Source organism: Sorangium sp. So ce204 (assembly GCF_051526795.1).
GTDB lineage: Bacteria > Myxococcota_A > Polyangia > Polyangiales > Polyangiaceae > Sorangium > Sorangium cellulosum_B.
This window is the reverse complement of sequence record NZ_CP150317.1, coordinates 4,837,690-4,862,724: the sequence shown is the minus strand read 5'-3', so window position 1 is coordinate 4,862,724 and position 25,035 is coordinate 4,837,690. Positions and strand designations below refer to the sequence as shown.

Annotated in this window: 20 protein-coding genes; 16 read left to right on the top strand and 4 right to left on the bottom strand. The window is 70.6% G+C overall.

The genetic code is table 11. From position 1 onward, the window contains the following. Nucleotides 1-160: 160 nt before the first annotated feature. From WMF22_RS17865 to WMF22_RS17845, 5 genes are all read left to right on the top strand, one after another. Nucleotides 161-844: a potassium channel family protein gene (locus WMF22_RS17865; RefSeq protein ID WP_437300262.1), complete on the top strand. Its 684-nt coding sequence runs from the start codon at nucleotides 161-163 to the stop codon at nucleotides 842-844. A 136-nt stretch (nucleotides 845-980) separates the two neighbouring features. Continuing rightward, nucleotides 981-3,710 (top strand): TonB-dependent receptor domain-containing protein, encoded by a 2,730-nt coding sequence (locus tag WMF22_RS17860; RefSeq protein WP_437300261.1) that lies wholly within the window; start codon nucleotides 981-983, stop codon nucleotides 3,708-3,710. After that, on the top strand, nucleotides 3,710-5,026 hold the full coding sequence (locus WMF22_RS17855) for a hypothetical protein (protein WP_438036485.1): 1,317 nt from the start codon (nucleotides 3,710-3,712) through the stop codon (nucleotides 5,024-5,026). Before WMF22_RS17860 ends, WMF22_RS17855 begins: the two co-directional genes overlap by 1 nt. A gap of 2 nt (nucleotides 5,027-5,028) precedes the next feature. Then, nucleotides 5,029-6,117 carry a hypothetical protein gene (locus tag WMF22_RS17850; protein ID WP_438036484.1) on the top strand — a complete coding sequence of 363 codons (1,089 nt, stop codon included), beginning with the start codon at nucleotides 5,029-5,031 and terminating at the stop codon, nucleotides 6,115-6,117. Between the two features lie 7 nt (nucleotides 6,118-6,124). Beyond that, nucleotides 6,125-6,847 carry a hypothetical protein gene (locus WMF22_RS17845; RefSeq protein ID WP_438036483.1) on the top strand — a complete coding sequence of 241 codons (723 nt, stop codon included), beginning with the start codon at nucleotides 6,125-6,127 and terminating at the stop codon, nucleotides 6,845-6,847. Between the two features lie 143 nt (nucleotides 6,848-6,990). Here the strand turns inward: WMF22_RS17845 and WMF22_RS17840 are convergent, their stop codons facing one another. Beyond that, nucleotides 6,991-7,200 carry an MbtH family protein gene (locus WMF22_RS17840; protein WP_437300257.1) on the bottom strand — a complete coding sequence of 70 codons (210 nt, stop codon included), beginning with the start codon at nucleotides 7,198-7,200 and terminating at the stop codon, nucleotides 6,991-6,993. Nucleotides 7,201-7,383: 183 nt separating this feature from the next. Here WMF22_RS17840 and WMF22_RS17835 point away from each other — a divergent pair, with 183 nt between their 5' ends. Then, on the top strand, nucleotides 7,384-8,244 hold the full coding sequence (locus tag WMF22_RS17835; protein WP_438036482.1) for an SDR family NAD(P)-dependent oxidoreductase: 861 nt from the start codon (nucleotides 7,384-7,386) through the stop codon (nucleotides 8,242-8,244). Nucleotides 8,245-8,525: 281 nt separating this feature from the next. Then, the gene (locus WMF22_RS17830) at nucleotides 8,526-8,954 is read left to right on the top strand and encodes a hypothetical protein (protein WP_438036481.1); all 429 of its coding nucleotides are present in this window, start codon (nucleotides 8,526-8,528) and stop codon (nucleotides 8,952-8,954) included. Nucleotides 8,955-8,986: 32 nt separating this feature from the next. Here WMF22_RS17830 and WMF22_RS17825 read toward each other — a convergent pair whose 3' ends face one another. Continuing rightward, complete coding sequence (locus WMF22_RS17825) at nucleotides 8,987-9,373, bottom strand: hypothetical protein (RefSeq protein ID WP_438036480.1); 387 nt, start codon at nucleotides 9,371-9,373, stop codon at nucleotides 8,987-8,989. A 377-nt stretch (nucleotides 9,374-9,750) separates the two neighbouring features. On the opposite strand from WMF22_RS17825, the gene WMF22_RS17820 reads away from it, so the two are divergent. Further along, on the top strand, nucleotides 9,751-10,683 hold the full coding sequence (locus WMF22_RS17820; protein ID WP_437300253.1) for a trypsin-like serine protease: 933 nt from the start codon (nucleotides 9,751-9,753) through the stop codon (nucleotides 10,681-10,683). Between the two features lie 30 nt (nucleotides 10,684-10,713). Here WMF22_RS17820 and WMF22_RS17815 read toward each other — a convergent pair whose 3' ends face one another. Further along, nucleotides 10,714-11,160, bottom strand: a complete 447-nt coding sequence (locus WMF22_RS17815; RefSeq protein ID WP_438036479.1) for a LysR substrate-binding domain-containing protein — start codon at nucleotides 11,158-11,160, stop codon at nucleotides 10,714-10,716. A 56-nt stretch (nucleotides 11,161-11,216) separates the two neighbouring features. On the opposite strand from WMF22_RS17815, the gene WMF22_RS17810 reads away from it, so the two are divergent. Further along, a complete protein-coding gene (locus WMF22_RS17810) occupies nucleotides 11,217-12,554 on the top strand; it encodes a hypothetical protein (RefSeq protein WP_438036478.1) in 1,338 nt (445 codons plus the stop codon). Between the two features lie 29 nt (nucleotides 12,555-12,583). Here WMF22_RS17810 and WMF22_RS17805 read toward each other — a convergent pair whose 3' ends face one another. Continuing rightward, nucleotides 12,584-13,519, bottom strand: a complete 936-nt coding sequence (locus WMF22_RS17805) for a LysR family transcriptional regulator (protein WP_438036477.1) — start codon at nucleotides 13,517-13,519, stop codon at nucleotides 12,584-12,586. A gap of 148 nt (nucleotides 13,520-13,667) precedes the next feature. Here WMF22_RS17805 and WMF22_RS17800 point away from each other — a divergent pair, with 148 nt between their 5' ends. Genes WMF22_RS17800 through WMF22_RS17770 form a run of 7 tightly spaced genes read left to right on the top strand, consistent with a single transcriptional unit; the run spans nucleotide 13,668 to nucleotide 25,032 of the window. After that, nucleotides 13,668-14,663 carry a DUF2169 family type VI secretion system accessory protein gene (locus WMF22_RS17800; RefSeq protein WP_438036476.1) on the top strand — a complete coding sequence of 332 codons (996 nt, stop codon included), beginning with the start codon at nucleotides 13,668-13,670 and terminating at the stop codon, nucleotides 14,661-14,663. Next, entirely contained in the window at nucleotides 14,650-15,216 is a 567-nt protein-coding gene (locus tag WMF22_RS17795) for a hypothetical protein (RefSeq protein WP_438036475.1), read from the top strand. Before WMF22_RS17800 ends, WMF22_RS17795 begins: the two co-directional genes overlap by 14 nt. Next, nucleotides 15,213-17,414 carry a type VI secretion system Vgr family protein gene (locus WMF22_RS17790; protein WP_438036474.1) on the top strand — a complete coding sequence of 734 codons (2,202 nt, stop codon included), beginning with the start codon at nucleotides 15,213-15,215 and terminating at the stop codon, nucleotides 17,412-17,414. Before WMF22_RS17795 ends, WMF22_RS17790 begins: the two co-directional genes overlap by 4 nt. Further along, complete coding sequence (locus tag WMF22_RS17785) at nucleotides 17,411-19,594, top strand: type VI secretion system Vgr family protein (RefSeq protein WP_438036473.1); 2,184 nt, start codon at nucleotides 17,411-17,413, stop codon at nucleotides 19,592-19,594. Before WMF22_RS17790 ends, WMF22_RS17785 begins: the two co-directional genes overlap by 4 nt. Then, a complete protein-coding gene (locus WMF22_RS17780) occupies nucleotides 19,591-20,100 on the top strand; it encodes a hypothetical protein (RefSeq protein ID WP_437300245.1) in 510 nt (169 codons plus the stop codon). Before WMF22_RS17785 ends, WMF22_RS17780 begins: the two co-directional genes overlap by 4 nt. Before the next feature lie 20 nt (nucleotides 20,101-20,120). After that, entirely contained in the window at nucleotides 20,121-24,116 is a 3,996-nt protein-coding gene (locus tag WMF22_RS17775; RefSeq protein ID WP_438036472.1) for a DUF6531 domain-containing protein, read from the top strand. A gap of 1 nt (nucleotide 24,117) precedes the next feature. After that, nucleotides 24,118-25,032, top strand: a complete 915-nt coding sequence (locus WMF22_RS17770) for a hypothetical protein (RefSeq protein WP_437300243.1) — start codon at nucleotides 24,118-24,120, stop codon at nucleotides 25,030-25,032. Nucleotides 25,033-25,035 lie beyond the last annotated feature (3 nt).

The following is a 25,035-nucleotide window of genomic DNA, read 5'->3' as shown; positions in this document are numbered from 1 at the left end:
GTGGACGCCTGCTCGACGCCGGGGGTGGTCGCCCGCTCCTCGGAGATCGGGGGCGCTCCGGGCCCCGGATCCCCCGGTCCTCCGATCTGTGGCGCTGGCCGCGGATCCGTGCGACGTTCGCGGCGCCGCGCCGCCAGGAGGCGGCGCGCGATACCGGACCATGAGATCGAAGAGCGTCCTCGTCATCGGGCTCGGCCGGTTCGGCACGTCGATCGTCGAGACCCTGTGGAAGGCCGGGGCGGAGGTGATCGCGGTCGACAATAACCCCGAGGCGGTCGACGCGGTGAAGGACAAGACATCAGCCGCCTTCGTCGGCGACGCCACGGTGCACAAGGTGCTCGAGGGGATCGGCGCTCAGTACGCCGAGACCGCCATCGTGACGTTCGGCGAGCACTTCGAGCCGTCGGTGCTCTGCGTGGCCTCCCTGGTCCGGATGCGCGTGCGCGAGGTGATCGCCCGCGCCGCCACCGATCGCCAGGCCGACATCCTGCGCGCCGTGGGCGCCACCCGCGTGATCCAGATCGAGACCGAGATGGGCCGCCGCGTCGGCGCCGACATCACGATGCCGCTCGCCCAGGATCTGCTCGATCTGGCCAGCCACTACCGCGTGGTCCCCTGGAACGCACACGGGCCGCTCGTCGGGCAGACGCTCGCCGGCTCGAAGATCCGCCAGCGGTACCGGATCAACGTGCTCGGCGTGCGGCCGCACACGAGCAAGCTGCCCGGCGACAAGCCGCGCCTCGAGGCGCCCACGCCGGACTACGTGATCCGGGATGGAGACACGCTGCTGCTCGTGGGCGACGCCGACGACGTGAGCCGGTTCGTGGCCGAGGTCGGGGGCTGATCGGCCTCCGCGTCCCGCGTCGAGGCGCCCCGAACAGGCCACCCGAGCACATCCCGGCCGCGCGTTCCGGCTTTTCCCCTCGTCCTCGATGTGCGAGAGCGCCAGGCACATGCGTCCTTTCAAAGCGCCCTCTGCGATGCGCCTCGCTGTCTCGGAAGCGCTGCTGCTCGCGGTCGCGATGACCGCCAGCTCCGCGCGCGCGCAGCCCGCCGACGAGCCTCCGCCCGAGGGAGACGTGGGTGGGGCCTCCGTTCCTCGCGGCGGGGCCGGCGCGGTCGTCGTCCCCCAGCCGGGCACGGCCCAGCCGGCGCAGCCCGCCGCCGTCAGCCCGCCGAAGCTGATCACGTACGCCCCGCCCGCGTACCCGGAAGAGGCCCAGCGCGCGGGCGTCGAGGGGAGCGTCATCCTCAAGCTCGACATCGACAGGACCGGGCGCGTCACCAAGGCCGAGGTCCAGACGCCGGGCGGACACGGCTTCGACGAGGCCGCGCTCGCGGCCGCGCCCGGCCTCGTGTTCGAGCCGGCGCGGCGGCCGGACGGCACGCCGGCGCCGGCGCGCATCCTCTACCGGTACGCGTTCACGCTCACGCCCAAGCCCGAAGGCGCGGCGGCGCCGGCGCCGCCCGCGGACGTCGAGACGGTCGTCGGGACCGTCCTGTCCGCGAGCACCGGCGAGGGGCTCCCGGACATCTCGGTCAGCCTCCTCCGGCCCGACGGCGGCCGCGAGGACGTGAAGACCGACCAGCGCGGCAAGTTCCGCTTCAAGAACCTCCCGCCCGGCAAGTACCGCGTCGAGGTCGCCGCCGCGGGGTTCGAGCCGTTCACGGCCGAGGAGGACATCGCGGAGGGCGAGGCGATCGAGGTGCGCTACCGCATCTCGCTCGCGAAGCCCAAGGACGGCCAGCCGCAGGGCATCGAGGTGACCGTGCAGGGCGAGCGCCCGCCGCGGGAGGTGACCCGGAGGACGCTCGAGCGCCGCGAGATCGACCGCATCCCGGGGACCGGCGGCGACGCGCTGCGCTCGCTGCAGAGCCTGCCCGGCGTCGCGCGCAGCGGGTTCGGGCTGCTCATCGTGCGCGGGTCCGCGCCGCAGGACACGCTCACGTTCATCGATCGCACCCCGGTGCCGATCATCTACCACTTCGGCGGCCTCTCCTCGGTCGTGCCGACCGAGATGCTCGAGAAGATCGACTTCTACCCTGGCAATTTCAGCGCCGTGTACGGCCGCGCCATGGGCGGCATCGTCGACGTCGGGCTCCGCTCGCCGAAGCAGGACGGCAAGTACCACGGCGTCGTCCAGCTCGATCTCATCGACGGGCGCGTGCTCCTCGAGGGGCCCGTCCCGTACCTCAAGGACTGGAAGTTCATCGCGGCGGGCCGGCGGAGCTGGGTCGACGCGTGGCTCGGGCCCGTGCTCAAGGAGGCGGGCTCCAGCGTGACGCAGGCGCCCGTCTACTACGACTACCAGTTCGTCCTCGAGGGCCGCCCCTCCGCCAGCGAGCGCGTGCGCGCGAGCTTCTACGGATCGGACGACGCCTTCAAGATCACCCTGGACAAGCCGCCGGAGGACGAGCCGGCGCTGACGGGCGATTTCGGGCTGCACACCGCCTTCCAGCGCTTCCAGCTCAGCTACGAGAACCGCCTGGGGAACCGGGACAGGATCCTCTGGTCGCTGGCCCTCGGCAGGGACGTCTTCGACTTCGGGGTCGCTCCCCTCTCCTTCAACGTCACGACGGCCTCGCTCGACCTGCGGCTGGAGTACTCGCACCGGTTCGCCAGGTTCCTCACGATGAACGTCGGGACCGATCTCACGAGCGGCATCGCGACAGTCAACCTCCACGCGCCGACGAGGCAGCCCGCGGGCCACCCGTCGAACCAGCCGTTCTCGACGCTCCCCGCGCAGGACCAGTCGTTCGACGGCCCGTACTCCCGGCCGGCCGCCTACGCCGAGTTCGAGGTGGTCCCCTCGCCGCGCGCGCGGATCGTCCCCGGGGTGCGCGTCGACTACGCGCTCGACACGCGCACGCTCGACGTGAGCCCGAGGATCAACGCGCGCTACGACATCCGGAGCGGCTTCCCGCGGACGACGGCCAAGGGCGGCGTGGGCCTCTACTACCAGGCGCCCCAGTTCCAGGAGAGCGTCGAGCCGTTCGGAAACGCGGATATCAAGTCGAACCGATCCATCCACTACGGCCTCGGGGTGGAGCAGGAGATCACGCCGCAGATCGACGTGACGGTGGACGGGTTCTACAAGCAGCTCGATCGGCAGGTCGTCTTCTCGGCGGAGAAGGACGGATATGCCAACGACGGCACCGGGTACGCGGTGGGCGGCGAGGTGCTCTTGAAGTACAAGCCGGACGACCGCTTCTTCGGCTGGGCGGCGTACACCCTTTCGCGGTCGGTGCGCACGGACGGCCCCGGCGAGGAGGAGCACCCCACGCCGTGGGACCAGACGCACGTGCTGACCGTGCTCGGGAACCTGCAGCTCGGCCGGGGCTGGGAGGTCGGCGCGCGCTTCCGCCTCGTGTCGGGCAACCTGGAGACACCCTATGTCTGCGATCCGGAGCAGAAGGGGTGTGATCCGAACCGGGTGAACGCGATCTACCATGCTTCCTCGGGCAAGTACTCGCCCTTCCCGCTCGGCGGCGACTACAGCGAGAGGATGCCGCTGTTCCACCAGCTCGACGTCCGCGTCGACAAGACGTGGCGATTCAAGAGATGGCAGCTCGGGCTCTACCTGGATGTGCAGAACGTCTACAACCACCAGGCTGCGGAGGGCATCAGCTACAACTTCAACTTCACGAAGCGGGAGTACGTGACGGGGCTCCCCTTCCTGCCCACGCTCGGGCTGCGAGGAGACTTCTGATGAAACGGACCCGACTGCCCTCTCGCCGCGCGCTGCTCGCCGCGCTCTCGACCCTGGCCCTCGGCATCCCCTGCTGCTCGGGGAGCGACCTGGCTCCGTCGTCCGAGGTGGAGGGGCTCCGCGTCCTCGCCGTGACGGCGGACGAGCCGTACCCGGCGCGGGGCACGCCCGTGACGTTCCAGATGACGTACGCCGACGCGCTGGGCGACGCCGACGGCAACCCGCGGAAGGTCGAGGTCACGTGGATCGGGGGCTGCGTGAACCCGCCTGTCGGGCTGGACGCGCAGATCGGATGCCTCGGGCAGTGGATAGGCACGTACATGGCGGCAATGCTTTCGCCGCAGGGAGGCGGAGGTGGCGGCGGCTCCAGCGACGGCGGTGCCAACGACGGCGGCGGCGGTGCCAACGACGGCGGCGGCGGTGCCAACGATGGCGGCGGCGGCAACGGCGGCAGCGCCGACGGCGGCGGCGGCAACGGCGGCCAGGAGGAGCAGACCGCTCTCTTCAAGCGACAGGAGCTCGAGCCGGAGCTGAGCGGCAAGCCCAACGCAGCGTCGTTTACGTGGACGCTGTCCGGCGACATCCTCAGGCGGGAGGACGCAGGACACACCGCGACCGGAACGAAGTACTCGTCGGCCTACGTGTTGTTCGCCGCGTGCGCCGGCAAGATGCGGCCGACTCCGGCGCTGTCCGCAGCGCTGACGGCGGTGCTGACAGGCGCTGACCCGTCCTCGGCGCTGGGAGACGTCACGGGGATTCCACTGGAGTGCGTCGATGAAGACGGGAGGGTGCTCGGTCCGGACAGCTTCGTCGTCGGCTACACGCAGGTGTTTGTCTTCCAGGACTCGGATCAGCGAGCCAACACGAACCCGCCCATCGACGCCTTCACGCTGAAGCTGGATGACAAGGAGGTCGCGCTCGGCGAGAGCGGCCTGCCCGTCGTGGAGCCGTGCATCCGGCCGGAAACGAAGGCCCAGGGATGCGCCCCGGCAGAGCCGGACGCCGGCGACTGCACGACCTACGACATCGACGTGATCGTGCCGTCCGATGCCGCCGACGTGGACGTGGAGGCCACGGGGCTCGGGGGGCCGCCCGCGCGCGAGGCGATCTGGGTCGACTACTACACGGACGGGGGCGGATTCGACGGGGCGAGGCGCCTCGTGAGCGACGCGGTCACAGGCCCCGGCGAGCGCCACGGGACCACCTGGACGCCTCCCTCGAAGCCGGGGCGCGTGTCGCTGTGGGCGGTCGTCCACGACACGCGGGGCGGATCGAGCGTGAGGCAGTTGGAGGTCGAGGTGCAGGAGAAGGAGTAGTCATGCCGCCGCTCGATCTGCACGTCGCCCTGTTCGGCGCCTCCGGCGCCGGCAAGACGGTCCTCCTGGCGGCCTTCTACCGGGCGCAGACGCAGCCCTCGTTTCAGATCGAGCACGCGTACAAGATCCAGGCGGTCAACAAGGCGCAGGGCAACCAGCTCCTCGGGCGCTTCTACCGCCTCGAAGAGGGCAGGTTCCCGGACGGCAGCACGCGCTTCGACGCGTACGAGTTCGACTTCTTCCCGAGGGACCTGCCGGAGGCGGCGGTCCGCATCCACTGGTACGACTACCCCGGGCGCTGGTGGGAGGACGAGCCGATCGACGCCGAAGAGCGGGAGGCGATGCGCCAGGGCCTGCTCAAGCTCGGCATGAGCCACGTGGGGATCCTCCTTGCGGACGGCGCGAAGTACCGGAGCGAGGGGACAAGCTACATCCGGTGGCTCTTCGAGCACTTCGCCGACGAGTGCGACCGGCTGCGCCGGACCAGTGCCGCCACGGGCGACGAGGTGAGCTTCCCGCGCGAGTGGATCCTCGCCCTCAGCAAGGCCGACCTGTTCCCGCCGGAGTACAGCGCGAGCGACTTCGAGCGCGAGGTGTGCCGCGACGCCGACGAACAGCTCGCGAAGCTCTGCGCCGTGCTCCGCGCCGAGCGCGCGTTCGGCCACCGGTTCATGCTGCTCTCGTCGGTCGCCGCGCCGGTCGACGCCGACGCGCAGGTCGACCCGGGCACCTCGCTCGGCGTGCGCACGCTCGCGCCCGCGGTCCTTGTGAGCACCGTCGAGGGCGCGGTCCGCGAGGCGCAGGCCACGCGGAAGGAGAGATCGGCTGGCGAGACGTTCTTCCAGGGGCTGCGCGATCTTGTCACGTTCGTCGACTCCCTCGACGACTTCCTCCCGAAGCGATACCAGATCGTGAGCAAGATCCTGCGGTTCGTCTCGATCAAGGACTTCGCGACAACGCGGCTCGACAGGCTCCAGAAGACCCGCGAGGGCGCGATCCGGAGGGGCGACGCGTTCACGGCGGTCCTGAGCGCGATGGCCGCGGCCCTGCGCAACGACGAGGGGGCGCGGGCCTACCACCAGAACCAGTAGGACAGCCATGCTCGCGCCCGCGCCAGCGTCCGTCGTCGAGACATCGCGCCTCCTCTGGAGGACGCGCGGCGAGCACTGGGACTACGAGTTCATCTGCGTGCCCGAGATCCCGGCCCTCCCCGCCTGGCTCACGGCGCTCGAGGCCATGATCGGCGACGCCGACGCGAGCGCCGGAGAGCTCCGTTATGGCCTGCTCGAGATCGACGAGCCCGGGTCGAGAGGTCCTCTCGTGTTTCCCTACATGGCGACGCGGTTCCTCGATCCGGCGCGGAAGGACTGGACCGGAAGGCAGGTCCAGCACTTCGCCGTGTGGTTCCCGCCGATCCCGGAGGAGGCGATCGAGGCGCTGCCCGGGGCGATCCCCGCCGACTGGCACCTTCGCGTGCTCGAGGGCCTCGCGGGGACGTACGGCTCCGGCGAGGTGTTCGGGCTGCCCGAGGCGGCGATCCGCGCGTCGAGGCGGGGTGTTCCGGAGAGCCGGGCGGCGCGCGCGATGGCGATCGTGAAGCGCACGCCCCCTGTGGCGCTGCTCGAAGGCGAAGCCGCGCCCGCGCGGTGGAAGCGGGTGCCCACCGTAAAAAAAAAGTGCCCGGATCCTCCCGGCGCGGTGAGCCTGCAGGTGGCAGGAGCAGGCGATGACGGCAAGCGCCCGGGACTCGGCTGCTTCGCGGTCAGTCTGCTGGTGATCCTCGCCGTCGGTCGACTGATGATCGGATGGGTGGCGGGCTGAGGCGGCCTCGCGGCGCGCGCGCGCCCTGGAGCTGGAGCTGGAGCACGCACGCGGGGAGCGGCCGCCGGGCGCGAGCTCCAGCCGGCGGGACGCGCCCCGTCAAGGGCCGCAAGGGCGGCCGGAGCGCGCGCGCGGGACGGCGTTCATTGACCGTCCATGGCCTGGCGCAGGCTCAGCGGCCGCATGTCGGTCCAGACCTTCTCGATGTGCTGGAGGCACGCCGCGCGCGTCCCCTCGGTGCCCTCGGCACGCCAGCCGAGCGGCAGGTCACGGGTCGCCGGCCAGATCGAGTACTGTTCTTCGTGATTGACGACCACCCGGAAGATGGTCTCGCTGTCCTCGGAGTCGCTCATCGTGCACCTGCGCGGCTGTCGGCCAGCGCGCATGGTAGGAGCGGCTGCGGTGACATGCAAGCCATTCGTGGAGGTGGTCACTTCACGCCGGATGGCCGTGGCCGGCCCCGCCGGCGCCCCCTATGCTCGCCCCGATCGCCGCGCCAGAGGCGGCGCGCCATCAACACATGACGGAGATCTGCTGTGAATGACCATCCCGCATTGACACCTGGCCGCGCCGCCGTGGTGACCGGCGCCGCCAGCGGCATCGGCCTCGCGGCCGCCGAGCGCTTCGCGCGCATGGGCATGAAGGTCTGTCTCGCCGACCTGGACGGACCGGCGCTGCACGAGGCCGCCGGGCGCGTCGCGGCCGCCGCGCCCGGCGGCCAGGCCGACGTGCGCGCGGTGCCGACCGACGTCGCCAGGCTCGAGGACGTGCATCGGTTGAAGCAGGCCGCCTACGACGCGTTCGGCGAGGTGGCGGTCCTGATGAACAACGCCGGAGTCGGCGGCGGCGGCAAGCCGTGGAAGGACATCGAGCGCTGGCGGCGGCTCATCGAGGTCAACCTGTGGGGCGTCATCCACGGCGTGCAGGCGTTCACCGAGGCGATGATCGCGCAGGGCACCCCGTGCGCCATCGTCAACACGGGCTCGAAGCAGGGCATCACCACCCCGCCCGGCGACGCTGCCTACAACGTCTCGAAGGCCGGCGTGAAGGTGCTGACAGAGCAGCTCGCCCACGAGCTGCGCAACGTGGCGGGCTGCAAGATCACCGCGCACCTCCTGATCCCGGGCTACACGTTCACCGGGATGACCGCGCGAGGCCCGGAGAAGCCCGCGGAGGCATGGACCGCCGATCAGGTGGTGGATCGGATGATCGGCGGCATGGCCCGGGGCGACTTCTATCTGCTCTGTCCCGACAACGCGGTGACGCGCGAGATGGACGAGCGCCGCGTGCAGTGGGCGGCCGACGACCTGATCCAGAACCGACCTGCGCTGTCGCGCTGGCACCCAGAGTACGCCGAGGCGTTCGCCGCGTTCATGGCGGGCGCCGCGAAGCCCTGACGGGGCGGGCTGCCCGGAGCGCGCGCCGCGCGCAAGCGAGGCGGGCTCGGTCCCGGGCAGCATAAAGATCCGTCGCTGTAATCCGTCGCTGTAACAGGCGAACTGCACAGGTTGTTTTCAGCCGCCCGAATTGAATGTTTCACTTCGCGTGATGGTCGGGCTCCTCACAACACAACAGTGCAGAGATGCTGGCCCGTTGCGCTGCTCCTCCTCTGGATGCAGATCTTGCGACGAGGTCCTCGACGAACGGTCGCCCGCGGCCCAGTCTACCCGCCAGCTGTATGGTCCCGCTCCCTGCCCGTCCGCTTCAGACCCACTGGTGCAACGAGGGCACGGTAAAGATCTGGTGTCCCGCGCCGGCGCTGATGGTCACGTGTGTCACCGGGGTGCTGGTGGAGGCGGGAGCCGCGGCGATCGAGGAAGTGTTGTTGCGGCGGGTCGCCGCGGAGGGCCGAGTGCTGGTCTTCAATGACTGGGAGGCGATGACCGATTACGAGCACGTGACGCGCACGCGGCTGACCGCGGCGACGATTTCCGTCCTCCATGCGGTCGAGGGCGGTCACTTCCTGCTCCAATCCAGGGTGGTCATCTTCGGGGTTCAGATCGCGAATACCGCCATCCGGAAGCTGACCGTCCATCCGTCGCGCGCGGTGTTCGAGCGCGCGCTGGAGGACGCGCTCCGCCAGCGCGCGCCGGACGGCACGGTCTAGTCCCTGGGTTGGCCCGCGCGGCTGGCGGGGAGCTACGATCCGGATGGACGCCTGTCGATCAGCGTCCACGCGCTCCAGTGGGCGTATCGCGCGGAGGCGAGCGCCCAGACAGCGAGCGGCGCCCGCGCGTTGCCGAGCGGCGGCGACGGCTGGTCCACCTCGCGCAGCAGCGCCGACGTGGCGATCTCGACGCCTGGGACGAGCAGCTCGGCCGAGGCGCGGGCGCGCGGTAGATCGCTCGCGACCACCACGCCCGCCTGCGTCGCCAGGCGCCGGAGCGCCGGCGGCGGGAGCTCCCCGGGCGCCAGGCCCGCGGCGTCGTAGGCGTCGCGCCAGCGCTGGAGCCCGGCGGCGTCGATCCAGCCGGTGTGGACGTGCCCCGAGCGGCCGTGACGGACCAGGATGATGCGCGCGCTCAACGTCGGTCCTTGCGAGGTCCGTCCGGGGGAATCGCAGCGCCTCTCCTGGCTGTCAAGGCGCGGACCGCGGGCGCTGCTCCGTGCGGGCGCGATGTGCCCGTGGTGCACGTCGGCCGTCTGGGCCCGAACACCGAGGGGGCCGGAGCACCGACGTCGCCGCGCCAGGGGCGGCCAGCCCCGTCGCGGCGGTCTCTCACAAGGAGGCATGCGGGCCTCCGTGAATCCGTGAAACCGAAAGATCCTCCGCGCGTAGAGCCGGCATCACCTGACCGAACCGGTCAGCGACGAACGTTCAATCCTTCCCTGCCCGCCGAGGACCGGCAATTCGGCCGCTCGACGGTGCGACGACGCTCGTCGGTGAATCGAGGAGAAGACCCATGACGACGAAGAAGATGATGCTCGTGCTCGGCGCCCTGTTGATGTCGTCCAGCGCCCTGGGCTGCGCGGTGGGCACGGACGATGAAGAAGCCGCAGAGCTCACCGGAGAGTCGGAGGAGGCCATCATCAATAGCGCCACCGACCCGAACGCCGCGTATCGCGCCGTGAGCCTGCTCATCAACATCGTACCGAACGAAAACACGTACTTCGTCCCTACGCGCTGCACCGGGACGCTGGTCGCGAGCGCCTGGGTCCTCACCGCGGCGCACTGCGTCTCGGATCTTCGTGGTGGCGTCCCGCTCCCTCCGGCCAACATCTCCGTGTCCGGCGCCGGCACCGTTTCCAGCGTGCACGTGGTGCCAGGCTGGAACGGCAGGCCGAGCTCGGCCTGGACGGGCGCCCCCGATGTGGCGCTCTTGCACCTCGCCGCGCCGGTGCTCGGCCAGACGAACGATATCAACCTGCCATGCCCCCGGGTCGACGCCACGCACGGCTGCGTGGTGTCGTCGATCCTGAGCTCCTTCCCGCGCGGGCTGTCGCCGGCCGACAGGAACATCCACTGCGTCAGCAACGGCCCGCGGACAGCGGGCGGCAGCTATTTCCTCTCCGGGAGCGCAGGCAGCGCCGACTTCCTCCAGGACGACGCCGACCTCCTCGCCGGCACACCGTGGTACGTGTACCGGACCAACGCCGCCGGGCAGAGGCTGGCCCAGACCGACGAGGGAGGTGGCTGCTTCTGGAGACCCTCGGGCAGCAGCGCGATCCGAGGTTGGCTCGTGAGCGTGAACAGCTTCGACAGCGCCGAGAACGTCATCCCGCATTCCTCCACGCACCTCGAGCACGCGACGGCATCGGAGTACTTCTTCAACTGGGTCCAAAGCGTCATCCCGCCGGAGCAACGCACGGTCGTATCTCGCATGGGCGGGCTGTAGCGATACCAGGCACCCGCGCACCGCGGCGCCTCACGCGCGCCGGCCGCTGCGCCGGGGAGAGCCCCGGCGCGGCGGCCCTGATGGCGCGAAGATCTCCGCGAGAAAATCGACGAACACGCGCACCTTCGGCAAGAGGTGCCGATTCTTCGGGTACAGCGCGTGAATCGGCCAGGTCGCCATCGCGAATTCGTCGAGCACGGTCACGAGCGTCCCGTCAGCCAGCGCGTGCTTCGCGAGGAAGTCGAGCATCGCGATCATCCCGCTCACGACGATCGCGAGGTGGCTCAGGACGCCCACGTCGTTCGGCGTGTTTCTTGGCAGCCCGACGGATCGGTAATATGGTGTCCCGTCATTCCCAGCCCACAACAAAATTATTGGTTTATTGAAAACCACTTTGCGCGGACCGTGCTCTCGGGAGACCCACGTGAATACCGACATGACGAATGGCGTGGTCGAAGGCGGCGTCGATGCGGCCATCGTGGATGCCGGAACGTGAACCCGTGTACCCGATTCACCGCCGGAGGAGATTGATCATGAGCACCTGGAAGACGCCCAGCGCAACCCTTGTCGTCTCTCTCTCGCTGGCCGGGATCGCTGCGCCGGCCACGAGCAACGCGCAGCCGGTGGAGCCGGCTCCGCAGGCTGCGCCGGGCGCGGCCGCGCCGGCGCCCGTGGAGGAGCCCCGTCCCGAGCCTCCTCCGCCGCCTGTCGAGCAGAAGAAGGCCGATGACAAGCCTCTCGTTCGTGTCTACGGGATCGTCAAGCCCACGGTCGTCGTGGGGAACGGCCTCGAGTCCTTCGGCAACCCGAACTACACCGCCCCGACGGCCGCGGTGAACCCGCTGTTCCTCGCCGATCCGGACGCCGTGGGCCTCACCTTTCAGGCGCAGCAGACGCGCCTTGGCGTGGCCGTCGGGGAGGGCACGCCCGTGAAGGGGCAGGTCGAGGTCGATTTCATCGATTTCGGCAAGTCCTCTCCGGCCCAGGGGACGAGCCTTCGCGTGCGTCAGGCGTTCCTGGACTGGACTCCCGCCGACGGGCACAAGCTGACGCTCGGCCAGACATGGGATCTGTTCTCGCCGCTGAACACGCACACGTACAACCTCGTAGGTGGGATGTTTCAGTCCGGAAACTCGGGCTTCGTGCGCCACCAGTTCATCTACCTGGCGAACGCCGGCAGCCTCGAGGTGGGCGCCGCGCTCGGTCTGGTCAGCCAGAACGTCTCGGCCATCCTCAACAACGTCGAGTACTCGCGCACGCCGACCGTCTCGCTGCGCGCGAGCTATCGCGCCGAGAAGACAGCGTGGGTGGGCGCCTCGGTGATCGGCACGCGGCTCGCCTTCGACGCGAACCTGCCGACCGAAGAGGGGCGGCTGGCGCTCGGCGGCAACCTGTTCGGCGAGATCACGAGCGGCTCGCTGAACGTGCGGGCCGAAGCGTACGGCGGGAAGAACCTCGCCAACCTGGGCCTCCTGACGCTCGGGCAGGGCTATCGCACGGACGACGTCGCCGAGGTAGGCGGCTGGGTGTCGGGCAAGGTCACGTTCGACAAGCACTCTTTGCACCTCGTCGCCGGGACCGCGATGGTGCTCAGCACCGACGAGATGCAGCTCGGCTACACGCCCGGAACCCCCGCGGCGGGCGGCACGCCGGCCACCGCGCCCGCGCGCGTGGGCGCCAATGGTCCAGGCATCGAGCGCAACGTGACCCTGCGCGCGGGGTATGCCTTCGCGCCCATGAAGGGGCTCTCCATCGTGCTCGAGCCCTCCCTGTTGCTGACGCGCCACAAGCTCGATCCGGCGGACGCGGCGCAGCATGACGCCGACCGCACGGGCTGGGGCGTCGAGGCCGGCGGGCTCTACCAGTTCTGACGGCGCCGGCGGCCCCCGCGAGGGGGCGCTCAACGCCGCCCGCTCCGCCGGCGCTCTCCCCGGCGCTCGGGCGAGGGTGGAGCGAAGATCTCCGCGAGAAAATCGACGAACACGCGCACCTTCGGCAAGAGGTGCCGGTTCTTCGGGTAGAGCGCGTGAATCGGCCAGGTCGTCGTCGGGAATTCATCGAGCACGGTTACGAGCGTCCCCTCGGCCAGCGCGTCCTTCGCGAGGAAGTCGAACATCGCGATGATCCCGCTCCCGGCGATCGCGAGGCGCCTCAGGACATCCACGTCGTTCGCGTGGAACGGCCCGGAGATGGGCACCTCGAGCACGGCGTCGCCGTCTCCGGTAAGGAAGCGGAACCCCGCGGGCCGCCCGTCGCGCAGGTACCCGACGCAGTCGTGGCGCGCGAGATCGGCCGGCGTCGCGGGCGCGCCGCGCCGCGCGATGTACGACGGCGCCGCGCAGTGGACGAGGCGGCTCGCGCCGAGCCGGCGCGCGACGAGGCTCGAGTCGCCGAGCGGGCCGATGCGCACGAGCAGGTCGAGCCCCTCGGCCGCGGGGTCGACGTGCTGATCGCGCAGCGTCAGGTTGATCCGGACGTCGGGGTAGCGCGCCGCGAAGCGCGGCAGGCCCGGCGCGATCACGTCCCGTCCGAGCGCCACCGGCGCGTCGACGCGCAGGAGCCCCACCGGCTTCTTGCTCGCGCGCGCGATCGCCTCGGTCGCCTCCCCTAGCTCCTCGACGATGCGGACGCAGCGCGCGTAGAAGGCCTGCCCGTCGTCCGTCAGGCGGAGCGACCGCGTCGTGCGCGCCAGCAGCGCCACGCCGAGCTCCTGCTCGAGGCGCATCACGCGCCGGCTCACCGCGGACGGCGTGACGCCGAGCCGGCGCGCGGCGCCCGAGAAGCTGCCGGTCTCGACGGTGGCGACGAGCAGCTCGATCGCGGCGAGCGAGATCATGATCTGTGCCGAAATAGCACAGGTGACGCTCCCTCGCGCGGACTACCGCGCCCCGGATGGCTCGATCCAGCCATTGGCCTAGCTGGATTCATTCTCTCGATTCTTGATGCCATGCCTCACGTTCCGATACGTTCCGAGGAGCCGCGGAATGTTTGCGAACGCCACACCCGTTGCTGCTCTGGCCGTGCCCCTGCACGATGAGCGGGGTGTCGACGTCGTCATCCTTCTGGCCAAGGCCACCTTCGCCAGGCGCGGTCCCACGCTCGTGCTCCTGGAGGAGCAAGCTCCCCTTCGCCTCAACGACGTGCCGACGGACGAGGCGGCCGTCCGGGACGGCCGTGAGTCGAGCATTCGCTACCCCAGCGACGTCTGCTGCGAGAAGCCGGGGGCAGACGTCGTGATCGTCGGCAGCGCGGTCTCCTCGAAGGCCGTCAGCAGCCTCGACGTCGCCGTTCGCGCGCCGGGCCGCTCGATGTCGCTCACCGTGCACGGCGAGCGGGTCTTCTACAAGAGCGGCCTCGGCATCAAGATCTCCCCGGCAGCGCCGTTCGAGCGCGCCGCGATCACCTACGAGCGCGCGTACGGAGGGACATCGAAGGACGGCACCGTCGTGGAGTGGCACAACCCCGTGGGGCGCGGCGCCCACAGATCGACGTCGGAGCTCGATGGATCCCCGGCCCCGTGCATCGAGGATCCCGCGCACCCCGTCACGGGCACGGACGCGACGCCTCCGGCCGGATTCGGCGCCATCGCGATGTGGTGGCTGCCGCGGCGCGCGCTGTCGGGGACGATGGACGCGGCGTGGCAGCGCGAGCGCATGCCGCTGCCGCCGCTCGACTTCGATCGACGCTTCTATCACGTCGCTCATCCCGGTTTGCAGCTGGATCGGCCGCTCGCGGCGGGCGACGTCATCGCCACACACGGGCTGTGTCCAGAGGGGCTGTTCGACGTGACCATTCCCGAGCTCGCGATCGTCGCGCACCTCCGCCGGGCGACGGGGCGGGCGGTGTCCCTGCCCCTCGCGCTCGACACGGCCGTCCTCGAGCCCGACACGGCGCGCGTCGAGCTCACGTTCCGGCGCGTCGTCCCGCTCGGCAGGGGCGACACGATGCTCCGGGAGGCGCGGCTCGATGTCGACGCGTGACGCCCTCCTGCTCTCCGTGCCCGCCGACGGGCGGATTCCGGCAGCGCTCCGCGCTCCCATCGAGGGAGTCTCCATCGCGCACTACCTCGTCGTGGAAGCGGCGCAGCTCGACGGGCTCCCCGTCCCCGCCGTGCTGGAATGGCTCGGCGTGCCGCGACGCGCGTTCGCGCGGGCCGAGGAGCTCTGGAGCGAACGAGTGGCCGACGCGCTCGCGGGCGAGGACGGCGGCTTCGACGCGCTGTACGAAGACGCCATCGGCCGAGCGCTCTCGCTCTGGGCGCGGGCCGTCGACCCGCTCGACCGGGAGTTCGGCGCCTGGATGACGTTTCAACGCCACGCGCTCGAGGCCGACGATCCGGGCGAGCTCGCCCGCCGCGCGGGGCTCACCCGGGGTGACGAGCTGCGCCTCGCGCGCCTCTGGCGCGGGCGGCTGGTCGAGGCCGAGCCCGAGCTCGTCGCCCTGGCCGAAGCGGCGATGTCGGGGCCGCTCGCGCCCCTGCCCGCGCTCACCGTGTCTCCGTTCGTCTTCCCACCGGCGGAGGAGCGCCCGTGATCAACCAGGCAGAGCTCCGGCTCGACGGGCTCGAGGGCGCGGAGATCGTACGGGTCCGCGGGCGTGAAGCCATGAACGAGCTCGGCGCCTTCGTCGTCGATGTCCTGCACCCCGACCCGCACATCGACCCGGCGGCGCTCGTCGACAAGGACGCGACCCTCGGGCTGGCCGACGGGAGCGGACACACGACGACGTTCCACCTGATCGCGCTCGAGGCCTCCCACGGCGGCCACTTTCGCGGCAGCGACCGCTATCGCATCACGCTCGGGCCCGCGGCCGAGCGCCTCGCCCTGCGCGTGAGCCACGCGATCTTCCAGGACAAGACAACCCAGGAGATCGTGGCCGAGCTCCTGCTCCGCGCGGGCATCCCCGCCGCCCAGGTGAAGTGGCGCCTCGCCGGGCAGTACGCGAAGCGAGGCTACACGGTGCAGTACGGAGAGAGCGAGTGGGCGTTCATCGCGCGCCTGCTCGCCGACGAAGGCATCAACCACTGGCTCGATCGAGACGACGACGCTCCGCTCCTCGTCTTCGGCGATCACCCGAGCTCCCATGAAGGGATCGAAGGGCCGAGCCCCGTCGTGCCGTTCGAGGACGCGAGCGGCAGGAGCTCGATGGCGTTTGCCTTCCATGCCCTGCGGCGAAGCTGGTCCATCACCTCGACAAGGGCGAGCCTGCGCGACATCAACGTGCAGAACCCCGGCGTGCCCGTGGACGGCGAGGCAGGCGAAGGCGCGCTCGAGGTCTTCGAGTATCCCTCGAACCTCGTGATATCGAAGGCGGCGACCGCGCGGGCCAAGGTCCGCCTCGAGCAGCTCCGCCGCCATCGCTCGACGCTGGTGGGCGAGAGCGGCAACGCGCGGCTCCGCGCCGGGCGGGTCGTGCAGATCACCGGCGCCGCGGACGCCTGCTTCTCGGGCAGGTTCCTGATCACCGCGGTGGAGCACGAGCTCGAGCAAGCCTCACGGGAGCAGCCCCGGGGCACGCCGTACCGCAATCGCGCCACCCTCGTCCCCTTCGCCCCGGACGCGCCGTACCGGCCCGGGGTACCGCGCTCACGGCCGATCGTGGCAGGGATCGAGAGCGCGATCGTCACCGGCCCTGCGGGGGACGAGATCCACGTCGACGATCTCGGTCGCATCAAGGTGCGCTTCTTCTGGGATCGCTCGAGCGTGGGCGACGACAAGAGCTCACGCTGGGTCCGAGCGCTCCAGATGAACCTCACGACGCCGCAGATGCTGCCCCGCGTCGGGTGGGAGGTCCCGGTCATCTACGAGAACGGCGATCCGGACCGGCCCTTCGTCCTCGGGCGAGTCTACAACGGCGGGGCCGCGCCGCCCTACGGCCTGCCCGACAGGCGCGCGACGAGCACGCTGCAATCGGCCACGTCGCCGAGCGACGGGACGACGCAGGAGATCCGGATGGGCGACGACGGGGGGAGCGAGGAGACCTTCGTCCACGCGACGAGGGATCAGACGGTATCTGTCGGCGGCGCTCACGCGATCAAGGTCGGGGCGAACCGGCTGGACACCGTGCAGAAAGGGCAACAGCTCCTCGTCGACGGCGCGCAGACGACGACGATCGGGGGCGACCAGTCCATCGTCGTGGGCGCCGACGGCAACATCGTCGTCAAGGGGGCGCGCTCGGAGAGCATCGGCGGCAGCGAGAACATCGGCGTGACGGGCACCTACAAGACGACCGTCGACGGCGCTTACGTCGAGCAGATAGGCGCCCTCTACAGCCTGCGCTGCAACGAGTACAACGCGAAGATCCAGGGGGCGTTCACGCAGGTCATCGGCGCGGCGCTCTCGACGACGGCGGGGCTCGGGAGCAACCAGTCGGTGGCGGGCGCGCGGACCGAGGTCGTGAGCGGCGCCCGCAGCTTCACGGCCGGCCTCGCGTACGCCGACGGGACCATGGGTCGAAAGAGCGTCACCGCCGGGGCGGCGAACGAGAGCGCGAACGCCAAGGTGGCCTTCAACGCGGGCGCCCGGGCGACCCTCCAGGCGGGTGGTGTCCTGTCGATCGAGGGCGGCGGCAAGGTCGTGTTCGAGGCGAGCACGATCTCGGTCAAGGCCGCGACGCTCACCGCGAACGGGGGGAGCACGATGAAGCTCGCGGGGGCGATGAAGTCGACGTCCACCGTCAAGCTCGACGCGCCGACGGTCAAGAAGAACGACAAGGTCGAGGTGGGGCCGTGAGGGCCGCGTTCGATCTGACCATCGAGGGGGCCCCGCCGCTCTCGGTCCTGTCGTTCGATGCCCACGAGCGGACGCATGTCGGCGGCAGCGTGTGTGTCCTCGCGCGCGTCGCTCCAGGGCGGGACGAGGCGCTCGTCCCCGACGAGCTGCTCGGCAAGAAGGCGACGCTGGAGATCTCGCCGAAGGACGCGCTGCGCGACGTCCCGCGGAGGTTTCACGGGGTCGTCGACGTCATCGAGAGCGCGGGGCAAGGCGCGCTGCTGACGATCGTTCCGCGCCTCATGCCGCTCGAGGACGGATCGGATCACCGTATCTTCCTGGAGCAGGACTCTGTCGCCATCGCCGAGGGGCTGCTGCGCGAGGCAGGCCTCGCCCTCGACGTCCGCGTGGCGACCCGACCCGAGCCGCGGGTCCAGTGCGTCCAGGCCTTCGAGTCCGTTCTCGCGTTCGTGCGGCGGATCCTCGCCGAGGACGGGATATCGCTGTGGGTCGAGCACCAGGAGTCGGAAGACGTGGTGGTGTTCGGCCAGGACGACTCGGCCTGCCACGATCTCCCGGGCGGCGCGCGCGTCACGGTGGCGCACGACGGAGGGCTGACGACGGGCGAGGTGGTCACGGATCTGCGGCTGCTGCACCGCGTGACGCACGATGGCGTCGCGGTGTCCGACCACGATCCCGATCATCCCGCGGTCGATCAGGCGGCGTCGGTGGGTGGGCAGCGCTTTCAGCGCTTCGCGTACCCTGGACACCATCGCTCGCCCGAGGCAGGCGCCTCGCGGGCGCGGCTGCTCCTGGAGGAGGAGCAGACCGAAGGCGTGATCCTCCGGGCGCGCACGACCTGCCGGCATGTCGCGGTGGGGACCATCGTGGAGCTCGAGGGCGCCCCGCGGGACGATGAGAACGGGCGCTTTCGCGTCCTGGAGGTGCGACACCAGGGGCGCGACTTCGCCGCGAACGGCCCGGGCGATCTGCGTTATGAGGCCGAGTTCACAGCGGTCCCCGCGGCGCGGCCCGTGCGGCCGAGGCGACAGCCGGCGAAGGGGCTGGGCGGGCTCCAGACGATGACGATCATGGGGCCGCCGGGCGCGGAGATCCACACCGACCCGCAGGGGCGGGTCAAGGCGCGCTTCCGCTGGGATCGCCTCTCACCCGACGACGACACGGCGAGCGCGTGGGTCCGGCCGATGCAGCCGCCCTTGAGCGGTGGGTTCTTCCTGCCGCGGGTCGGCTGGGAGGTGCTCGTCGGGTTCATGAACGATCCTGCGCCGACGGGGGATACCCCGCTGTCGCTCGGGCGCCTCGACAACGGGCACGCGCCCCCCGCCGAGAGCCTGCCGAAGCAGAAGGTGCGGTCGAACTGGGGGACCCAGAGCACCGGGGGGAGCGGGAAGCAGAACCAGATCCGCTTCGACGACGCCGCGGGCAACGAGGGGATGCACTTCGCTGCGTCGAAGGACGCGAACGAGAGGACCGAGAACGACAAGGTCGTCAGCGTGACGGCCGACGAGGAGAACGTCGTCGGGGGCAACCACACGAGCACGGTGACCTTGCAGCAAGTGACAGCGGTGAAATCTGCCCAGACGTACTCGGTGGGTGGCAATCGCGACGTGACGACGACGGGCGCGCTCGGGATCTTCGCCGCGAGCGAGAGCGTCAGCGTGGGCGCGACGCGGAAGCTCACGGTGGGGGGCGATTACGAGATGAAGGCGGCCACCGTCAGCCGCATCGTCGGGGCCGCGGAGAACGTCGTCGCGATCCAGGGGACGAACCGCCACGTGACAGGCGCCTCGACCATCGCCGTGGGCGGCACGTGGACCGAGATCGGCGGCATCACGGCGTCCACCGGCGTGCTCGGCGCCAGCACCCTGACCGCCGGCGGGCCCCTCTCGGTGAGCGCGAGGAGCGTGTCGATCAACGCGTCGGTGCTCTCGGAGACCTACGCGGGGCTGTACAGAGCGCACGCCGGCGCGGATTTCACGGTGGGGGCTCCCATCGTGAAGCTCAAGGCGGGCGGGGCCATCCGGGCCAAGGGAGCCGACGTGTCCTTCAAGGCGAAGTCGAGGATCGTGCTCAAGGCGGGCGGCGTCACGGTCACGATCACGCCGGCGTCGATCACGGTGAAGGGAAAGCTCAAGGGCGATTCGACGAGCGTCGTGACGACGAGGGAGGAGGTCAAATGAGGGCGACGAGGACCATGAACCAGGGCGCGAGCGCGCGCCCTGCGCCGAGCAAGGGCGCCGCGCGCAAGGCCGGGCCGGGCAAGGTGGTGAAGCTCGGCCGCCGCGCGGAGGCGGCGCCGCCGCTCGGCGGCGGAGCCCATTTCGCGAAGCTGCTCAGGAAGCTCGCGGAGGGGCGGTACGAGGCCTCGCTCTTCGGCGGAGAGCCGCGCGAGGTCGGGGTGCTGCCCGAGGTGGATCTCGAGCTCGCCGACAGGTGCCTCGCCGAGCAGGGCGTCGTCCTCGTGGGGATGGTCGGCGACGACGCGGTGATCTTCGGCGCGCTCCAGACGAGGGAGCGCAGGGCGGAGGAGATCGTCGTGGAAGCGCCGCGGAGGCTCGTGCTCAAGGCGGGCAAGTCGCGGCTGGAGCTGTCGGCCGACGGCCGGGTGAAGCTGTCGGCCGACGCCGTGACCGTGGACGCCCCCCGCGAGGTGCGGCTGGCGAGCGCGCACGTCGAGATCCCGTAGGCGAGGCCGCCGGAGCGACGATGAGCAGCGTCGGCAAGAAGGAGATCGCCACCAAGAAGAGCGGCCACGGCGCTGTCGCGCCCGGCGCCATCAGCCCGGTCAGCCCGCCGGCGCCCCCCGTCCCGACGCCGTTCCTGTACACGGCGCGCAGCGCCAACAAGACCGGGACGGAGCACAACTCCAGCTACTGGATCTGGGACACGCAGGCGCTGGTCGAGGGCAGCCAGATGAACGTCGATCCGCCCGCGAACGCGCCGTCGAAGACCGCCGGCGGCGACCTCGTGACGCACGCCGACACGAAGATCGCCGTCATGAAGACCGGCTCGATGGTCGTGAAGGCGGCCGGCAAGAACGTGTGCGGGACCGGCGATCTCGTGAACATGAACGTGCTGACCGCCGAGCAGAGCATCGCTCAGATGGTCGTTCCCCTGCTCAACAAGGTCGATCTCGCCCGTGCGTCGAAGTCGACAGCCCACGCGCACAGGGTCAACGAGGAGTACTATCGCGCGTTCCACCCCGAGCGCGCCAACCAGACGAACGTCGGTGATCCGATCGACGTCGGCACCGGCTTCGTTGTCGACGAGGGCACGGACATGAGGCTGCCCGGACCGATCGAGCTGGTGTGGCGGAGGACGTACTCGTCGGGCTACCACGAGAGGACGACGGCGCTCGGCAAGGGGGGGTGGGTGCACTCCTTCGAGCAGTGGATACAGCCGGGCGAGCGGGTGATCCGGCTCCACGACGAGGAGGGGCTGCCGGTCGACTTCGCCGTCCCGCCGCCGGACGGGGGCAGCTTCCACCGGGGCCGGCGCCTGGAGCTCCGCGCCGTGGGCAAGCGCTACCAGGTCCGGAGCCTGAAAGACCGGCTCGTGCGGGAGTTCAGCGCGCTGCCGAACGGCCGCTTCGCGCTCGCCGCGATCACCGATCCGTACCAGCACCGGATCGAGCTCGAGTACCGCGGGAGCTCGCTCGTGCGCATCGCCGACAGCTGCGGCCGCGACGTCCGTGTGATGAGCACCGAAAAAGGCCGCGTGGTCCGCGTCGAGGTCTGGGCGCGCGCCCCGGGGAGCGACGGGGCGCCTGCGCTAGAGACCTGGTTCGATTACGACTATCATGTCGAGGGGACGCTCGCCTCCCACACCAATGCGCTCTCGCACGTCAAGCGATGGGAATACGACGGTCTGCACCGCATGGTGAAGACGACGGCGCGGAACGGGATCTCTTTCCGCTACGAGTACGACGAGGAGACCGGCCGGTGCGCGCGGACCTGGGGCGACGGGGGCCTTCACGACGTCCGCCTGGTGACCGACGACGACGCGGGCGAGGCGCGGACCCACGGCACGAGCCGCGCGCGGCGATATCACGTGAAGGACGGCATCGTGGTGCGCGAGGAGACGTTCGACGGCGGCTGGGCGTCGGAGCGCGAGCGCGACGGTGATGGGCTCCTCATCCGCCGGGGCAACGCCGCTGGCGAGGCGATGACGTACGAGCACGACGCGCGCGGGAACCTCGTGAAGGAGACCGACCCGGCGGGCAACGTCACGGCGTGGGAGATCGAGGCCGACGCGCCCGTGCGGCGGATCGACGCTGCGGGCCGCGAGATGCGCTACCGGTACGACGCGCATGGCGCGCTGATGAGCGTCACGCTCCCGACGGGCGCGTCCTTCAGCCTGACGCGCGACACGGACGGGCGCGTCGTCGGCGCCTTCGGTCCGAACGGCACGCTCGCGACGTTCACCTACGATGAGCACGGGAACCTCGCGTCGGAGACCTCGGGGCGCGGCGAGACGACCTGGTACCACCACGACGCGCTCGGCAGGCCCGTGGCGCGGGTCGAGGCGTCGGGCCATGTCACGCGCACCGAGCGCGATCGGCTCGGCCAGGTGCTCGCCCTGGTGCGGGCCGACGGCACGCGCCTGACGGCGAGCTACGATCCGGTGGGAAACGTCACCAGCGCGACCGACGCGGCGGGCAGGACGACCCGCTTCTTGTACAGCGGAACAGGGCACCTGGCGAGGATCGTCCCGCCGGACGGGCAGGTGGTCGCGCTCCTGCACGACGCGGACGAGCGGCCGATCGAGATCATCAACGCGCTGCTCGAGCGTTATCGCCTGGAGTACGACCGCGCCGATCGCGTGGTGTCGGAGCGGACCTTCGATGGACGGCTGATCACGTACCGCCACGATCGTGGGGGGCGGGTCGCGCGGATCGACTATCCCGACGGCGAATGGCGCGAGCTCGCCTACGACAAGCTCGGGAACGTCGTGGAGGACCGCGGGGCCGACGTCCAGATCACGTTCGAGCGCGACGCGCTCGGGCGGATCGTCCGCGCGGTCTGCGCCGACGCCACGGCGAAGGTGGTGACGGAGATCGAGCGTGACAGCCTGGGGCAGGTCGTCGCCGAGCGCCAGGACGGGCGCACCATCCGCTACGAAGTCGACGCATGCGGCCGGCGCACGGCGCGCATCGCGCCGGGAGGCGAGCGGACGGAGTACCGCTATGACGACGACGATCTGCTCGTCGGGATCACGCACGAAGGACGAGCTGTATCCATCCAGCGCGACGCGGACGGCCGGGAGCGGCGCCGCGACTTCGGCGCCTTTCGACTGGAGCACGACCACGACGCCCTGGGGCGGCTCGTGCAGCAGCAGGTGATCTCCACGGAAGCGGCGGGCGCCGCGAGCCTGGTCGTGAGGCGGCGGTATGGCTATGACACCGCAGGCCGCCTGACGTCGGTGAGCGACGGGCCCGACGGGCAGGGCGGCACCACAACGACGTACCGCTACGATCGCGCGGATCAGCTGCTGGAGGCGGCGAGCGGCAGGCTGCGGGAGGCGTTCGAGTACGACCCCGCGGGCTCACTCGTGGGCGCGGTGCGCGGTGGTGGATCACCGGATGTCGCGCGACGCTGGTCGCTCGGCCCGGGGAACGTGCTGAGAGAGGCGGGCGGCGCGCGTTATCTGGTCGACGGCCGCGGCAGGCGTATCCAGCGCATCGAGAGAGGCGCGGGCGGCGGCGAGGAGGTGACGATCTACGGCTGGGACACCAGGGATCGGCTCAGGGAGGTCGTCCTCCCCGACGGCAGGCGGGTGCGCTTCACCTACGACGCGTTCGGCCGGCGGGTCCGGAAGACGGTCCTTTCCCCCTGGGATCGCTCGTCCCTCGAGGGCGGGGCGAGCGGAGGCGCGGTGGTGGAGGCGTCGGTCGACTTCCTGTGGGACGGCGACGTCGTGTGCGAGGAGAGACATGCCACGGCCGAGGGGCCGCGATCCCGGATCCACGTCCACGATCCCGGCACCTTCACGCCGCTGCTCCAGGTCGAGCAGGGCATGGTCTTCGGCGTCGTCGCCGATCAGGTCGGCACGCCGAAGGAGCTCGTGGATGAGCGCGGCCGCGTGGCCTGGCGAGCCCATCACGGCGCCTGGGGCGACGTCGTGTCGGTCGAGAGGGACCCGCGCACGTTGCCGGTGGAGAGCCCGTTCCGGCTCCTCGGCCAGGTCGCGGACGACGAGACGGGCCTCTGCTCCACGAGGTTCAGGTACTTCGAGCCGGCGTGTGGAAGGTGGCTCTCGCCGGATCCCATCAACATCCATGGCGGGTTGAACCTGATGGCGTTCGGCGGGGCGCCGACCGAGACGGTAGATCCCCTGGGTCTGGCGTATGACCCATGGCAGCCGCACTCCCCCGGTACCCAGGACTGGAACGACGGGAAAGGCACGCACTTCTACACCAACAACCCGGGCGTCGAGCTGGGAGTCCGGACCGACGGCAGGGGCAACGTCACCTTCGAGCGTGTCACGGGCACCGAGAGGAGACCTGGACCGGTGCAGACCGAGATCAACACCGCGAGGGAGAGGCTGAGGACCGACGCGGGCTGGCGATGGCAGCTGCTCCGGAACCTCTGTGAGGGCATCCAGCGCGCCTCGACAGGGACCCCGAGCGACAGGGCCCTGGCTGCGAGGATGGATCAGGTCAGAGCCGCTCTGGCGAGGCTCATCGCCCACAAGGGTCATTGATATGCTCCTGCCGCGACCCACCGTCGACTTCATGAACGAGCTCGCCGCGCGCCGCGCGCCGGAGATCGAGCTCTACCAGCAGCTCGGCTTCCCGGACTTCTTCTTCACCGACGGCGAGCTCTCCGGGCCTCCCTGCGAGGTTCAGTTCCTCACGTATGGACCTCGCGCGTGTGAGGTGATGCTGAAGGGGAGCCGGGTGCTCGGTCATCCACACACGGTCACGACGGACGAGGCCGGCGGGGTCCCATGGGATGGTGTGGCGCGGCCGAGGACGTTCCGGGAGTACCGAGCGCACGTGCAGTCGCTCGCGCCGTCGATCGCGCCGAGGTCTCCCCTCGGACGCGCGCTCAAGGAGCTCCGGTCGGTGGACCGACGCTTTCGCAGCGCAGAGTGGCTCCGGTTGATCGACTGGTGGGCGCTGAGCCGCGTGACGCGCGAGAGGCACCTGGAGCCGCTGCTGAAGAGCGCGCTCCAGCAGATCGGAGCGGCGTTCCACGGCGGCAGCTTGACCGCTCTCCGGCTCGCCGCGGAGCTCGTCGCGCCCGGCTTCGCGAGGCAGACGCTCATCGACGCGGGCGTCTGGCCTCCGTCGCGCCTCGGCGTCTCCGAGGCACGTCTGACCGAAGCCTTTCCCGCGAACCACCCGGACCGATACAGGGTCTATTGCCAGGCGACCGGGGAGCACCTCGGCCCCCTGTACCAGGTGCGGCCTCGGCTCGACCGCGATCTTCAGGAGGAAGAGCTCTTCGCCGAGGAGGATCGGCAGACGAGCTGGCGGCTGGGCGCCACCGGCTACGTCCTCACCGGCGACGGCAAGCTCTGGCGGCCGGAGAAGCACGGATGGCGTTGCTTCGGCCCCGCGATGGACGCGCTGCTCGTGCGGCCCCCGAAGGCCGAACGAAGGCGCTCGGGCTGACGC

Excerpts from the sequence above, each read along its gene's own strand:
- WMF22_RS17865 (WP_437300262.1), top strand. The coding sequence starts at position 161 with ATGAGATCGAAGAGCGTCCTCGTCATCGGGCTCGGCCGGTTCGGCACG.
- WMF22_RS17860 (WP_437300261.1), top strand. The coding sequence starts at position 981 with ATGCGCCTCGCTGTCTCGGAAGCGCTGCTGCTCGCGGTCGCGATGACC.
- WMF22_RS17855 (WP_438036485.1), top strand. The coding sequence starts at position 3,710 with ATGAAACGGACCCGACTGCCCTCTCGCCGCGCGCTGCTCGCCGCGCTC.
- WMF22_RS17850 (WP_438036484.1), top strand. The coding sequence starts at position 5,029 with ATGCCGCCGCTCGATCTGCACGTCGCCCTGTTCGGCGCCTCCGGCGCC.
- WMF22_RS17845 (WP_438036483.1), top strand. The coding sequence starts at position 6,125 with ATGCTCGCGCCCGCGCCAGCGTCCGTCGTCGAGACATCGCGCCTCCTC.
- WMF22_RS17840 (WP_437300257.1), bottom strand. The coding sequence starts at position 7,200 with ATGAGCGACTCCGAGGACAGCGAGACCATCTTCCGGGTGGTCGTCAAT.
- WMF22_RS17830 (WP_438036481.1), top strand. The coding sequence starts at position 8,526 with ATGGTCCCGCTCCCTGCCCGTCCGCTTCAGACCCACTGGTGCAACGAG.
- WMF22_RS17820 (WP_437300253.1), top strand. The coding sequence starts at position 9,751 with ATGACGACGAAGAAGATGATGCTCGTGCTCGGCGCCCTGTTGATGTCG.
- WMF22_RS17815 (WP_438036479.1), bottom strand. The coding sequence starts at position 11,160 with ATGGCCGCATCGACGCCGCCTTCGACCACGCCATTCGTCATGTCGGTA.
- WMF22_RS17810 (WP_438036478.1), top strand. The coding sequence starts at position 11,217 with ATGAGCACCTGGAAGACGCCCAGCGCAACCCTTGTCGTCTCTCTCTCG.
- WMF22_RS17805 (WP_438036477.1), bottom strand. The coding sequence starts at position 13,519 with ATGATCTCGCTCGCCGCGATCGAGCTGCTCGTCGCCACCGTCGAGACC.
- WMF22_RS17800 (WP_438036476.1), top strand. The coding sequence starts at position 13,668 with ATGTTTGCGAACGCCACACCCGTTGCTGCTCTGGCCGTGCCCCTGCAC.
- WMF22_RS17795 (WP_438036475.1), top strand. The coding sequence starts at position 14,650 with ATGTCGACGCGTGACGCCCTCCTGCTCTCCGTGCCCGCCGACGGGCGG.
- WMF22_RS17780 (WP_437300245.1), top strand. The coding sequence starts at position 19,591 with ATGAGGGCGACGAGGACCATGAACCAGGGCGCGAGCGCGCGCCCTGCG.
- WMF22_RS17775 (WP_438036472.1), top strand. The coding sequence starts at position 20,121 with ATGAGCAGCGTCGGCAAGAAGGAGATCGCCACCAAGAAGAGCGGCCAC.
- WMF22_RS17770 (WP_437300243.1), top strand. The coding sequence starts at position 24,118 with ATGCTCCTGCCGCGACCCACCGTCGACTTCATGAACGAGCTCGCCGCG.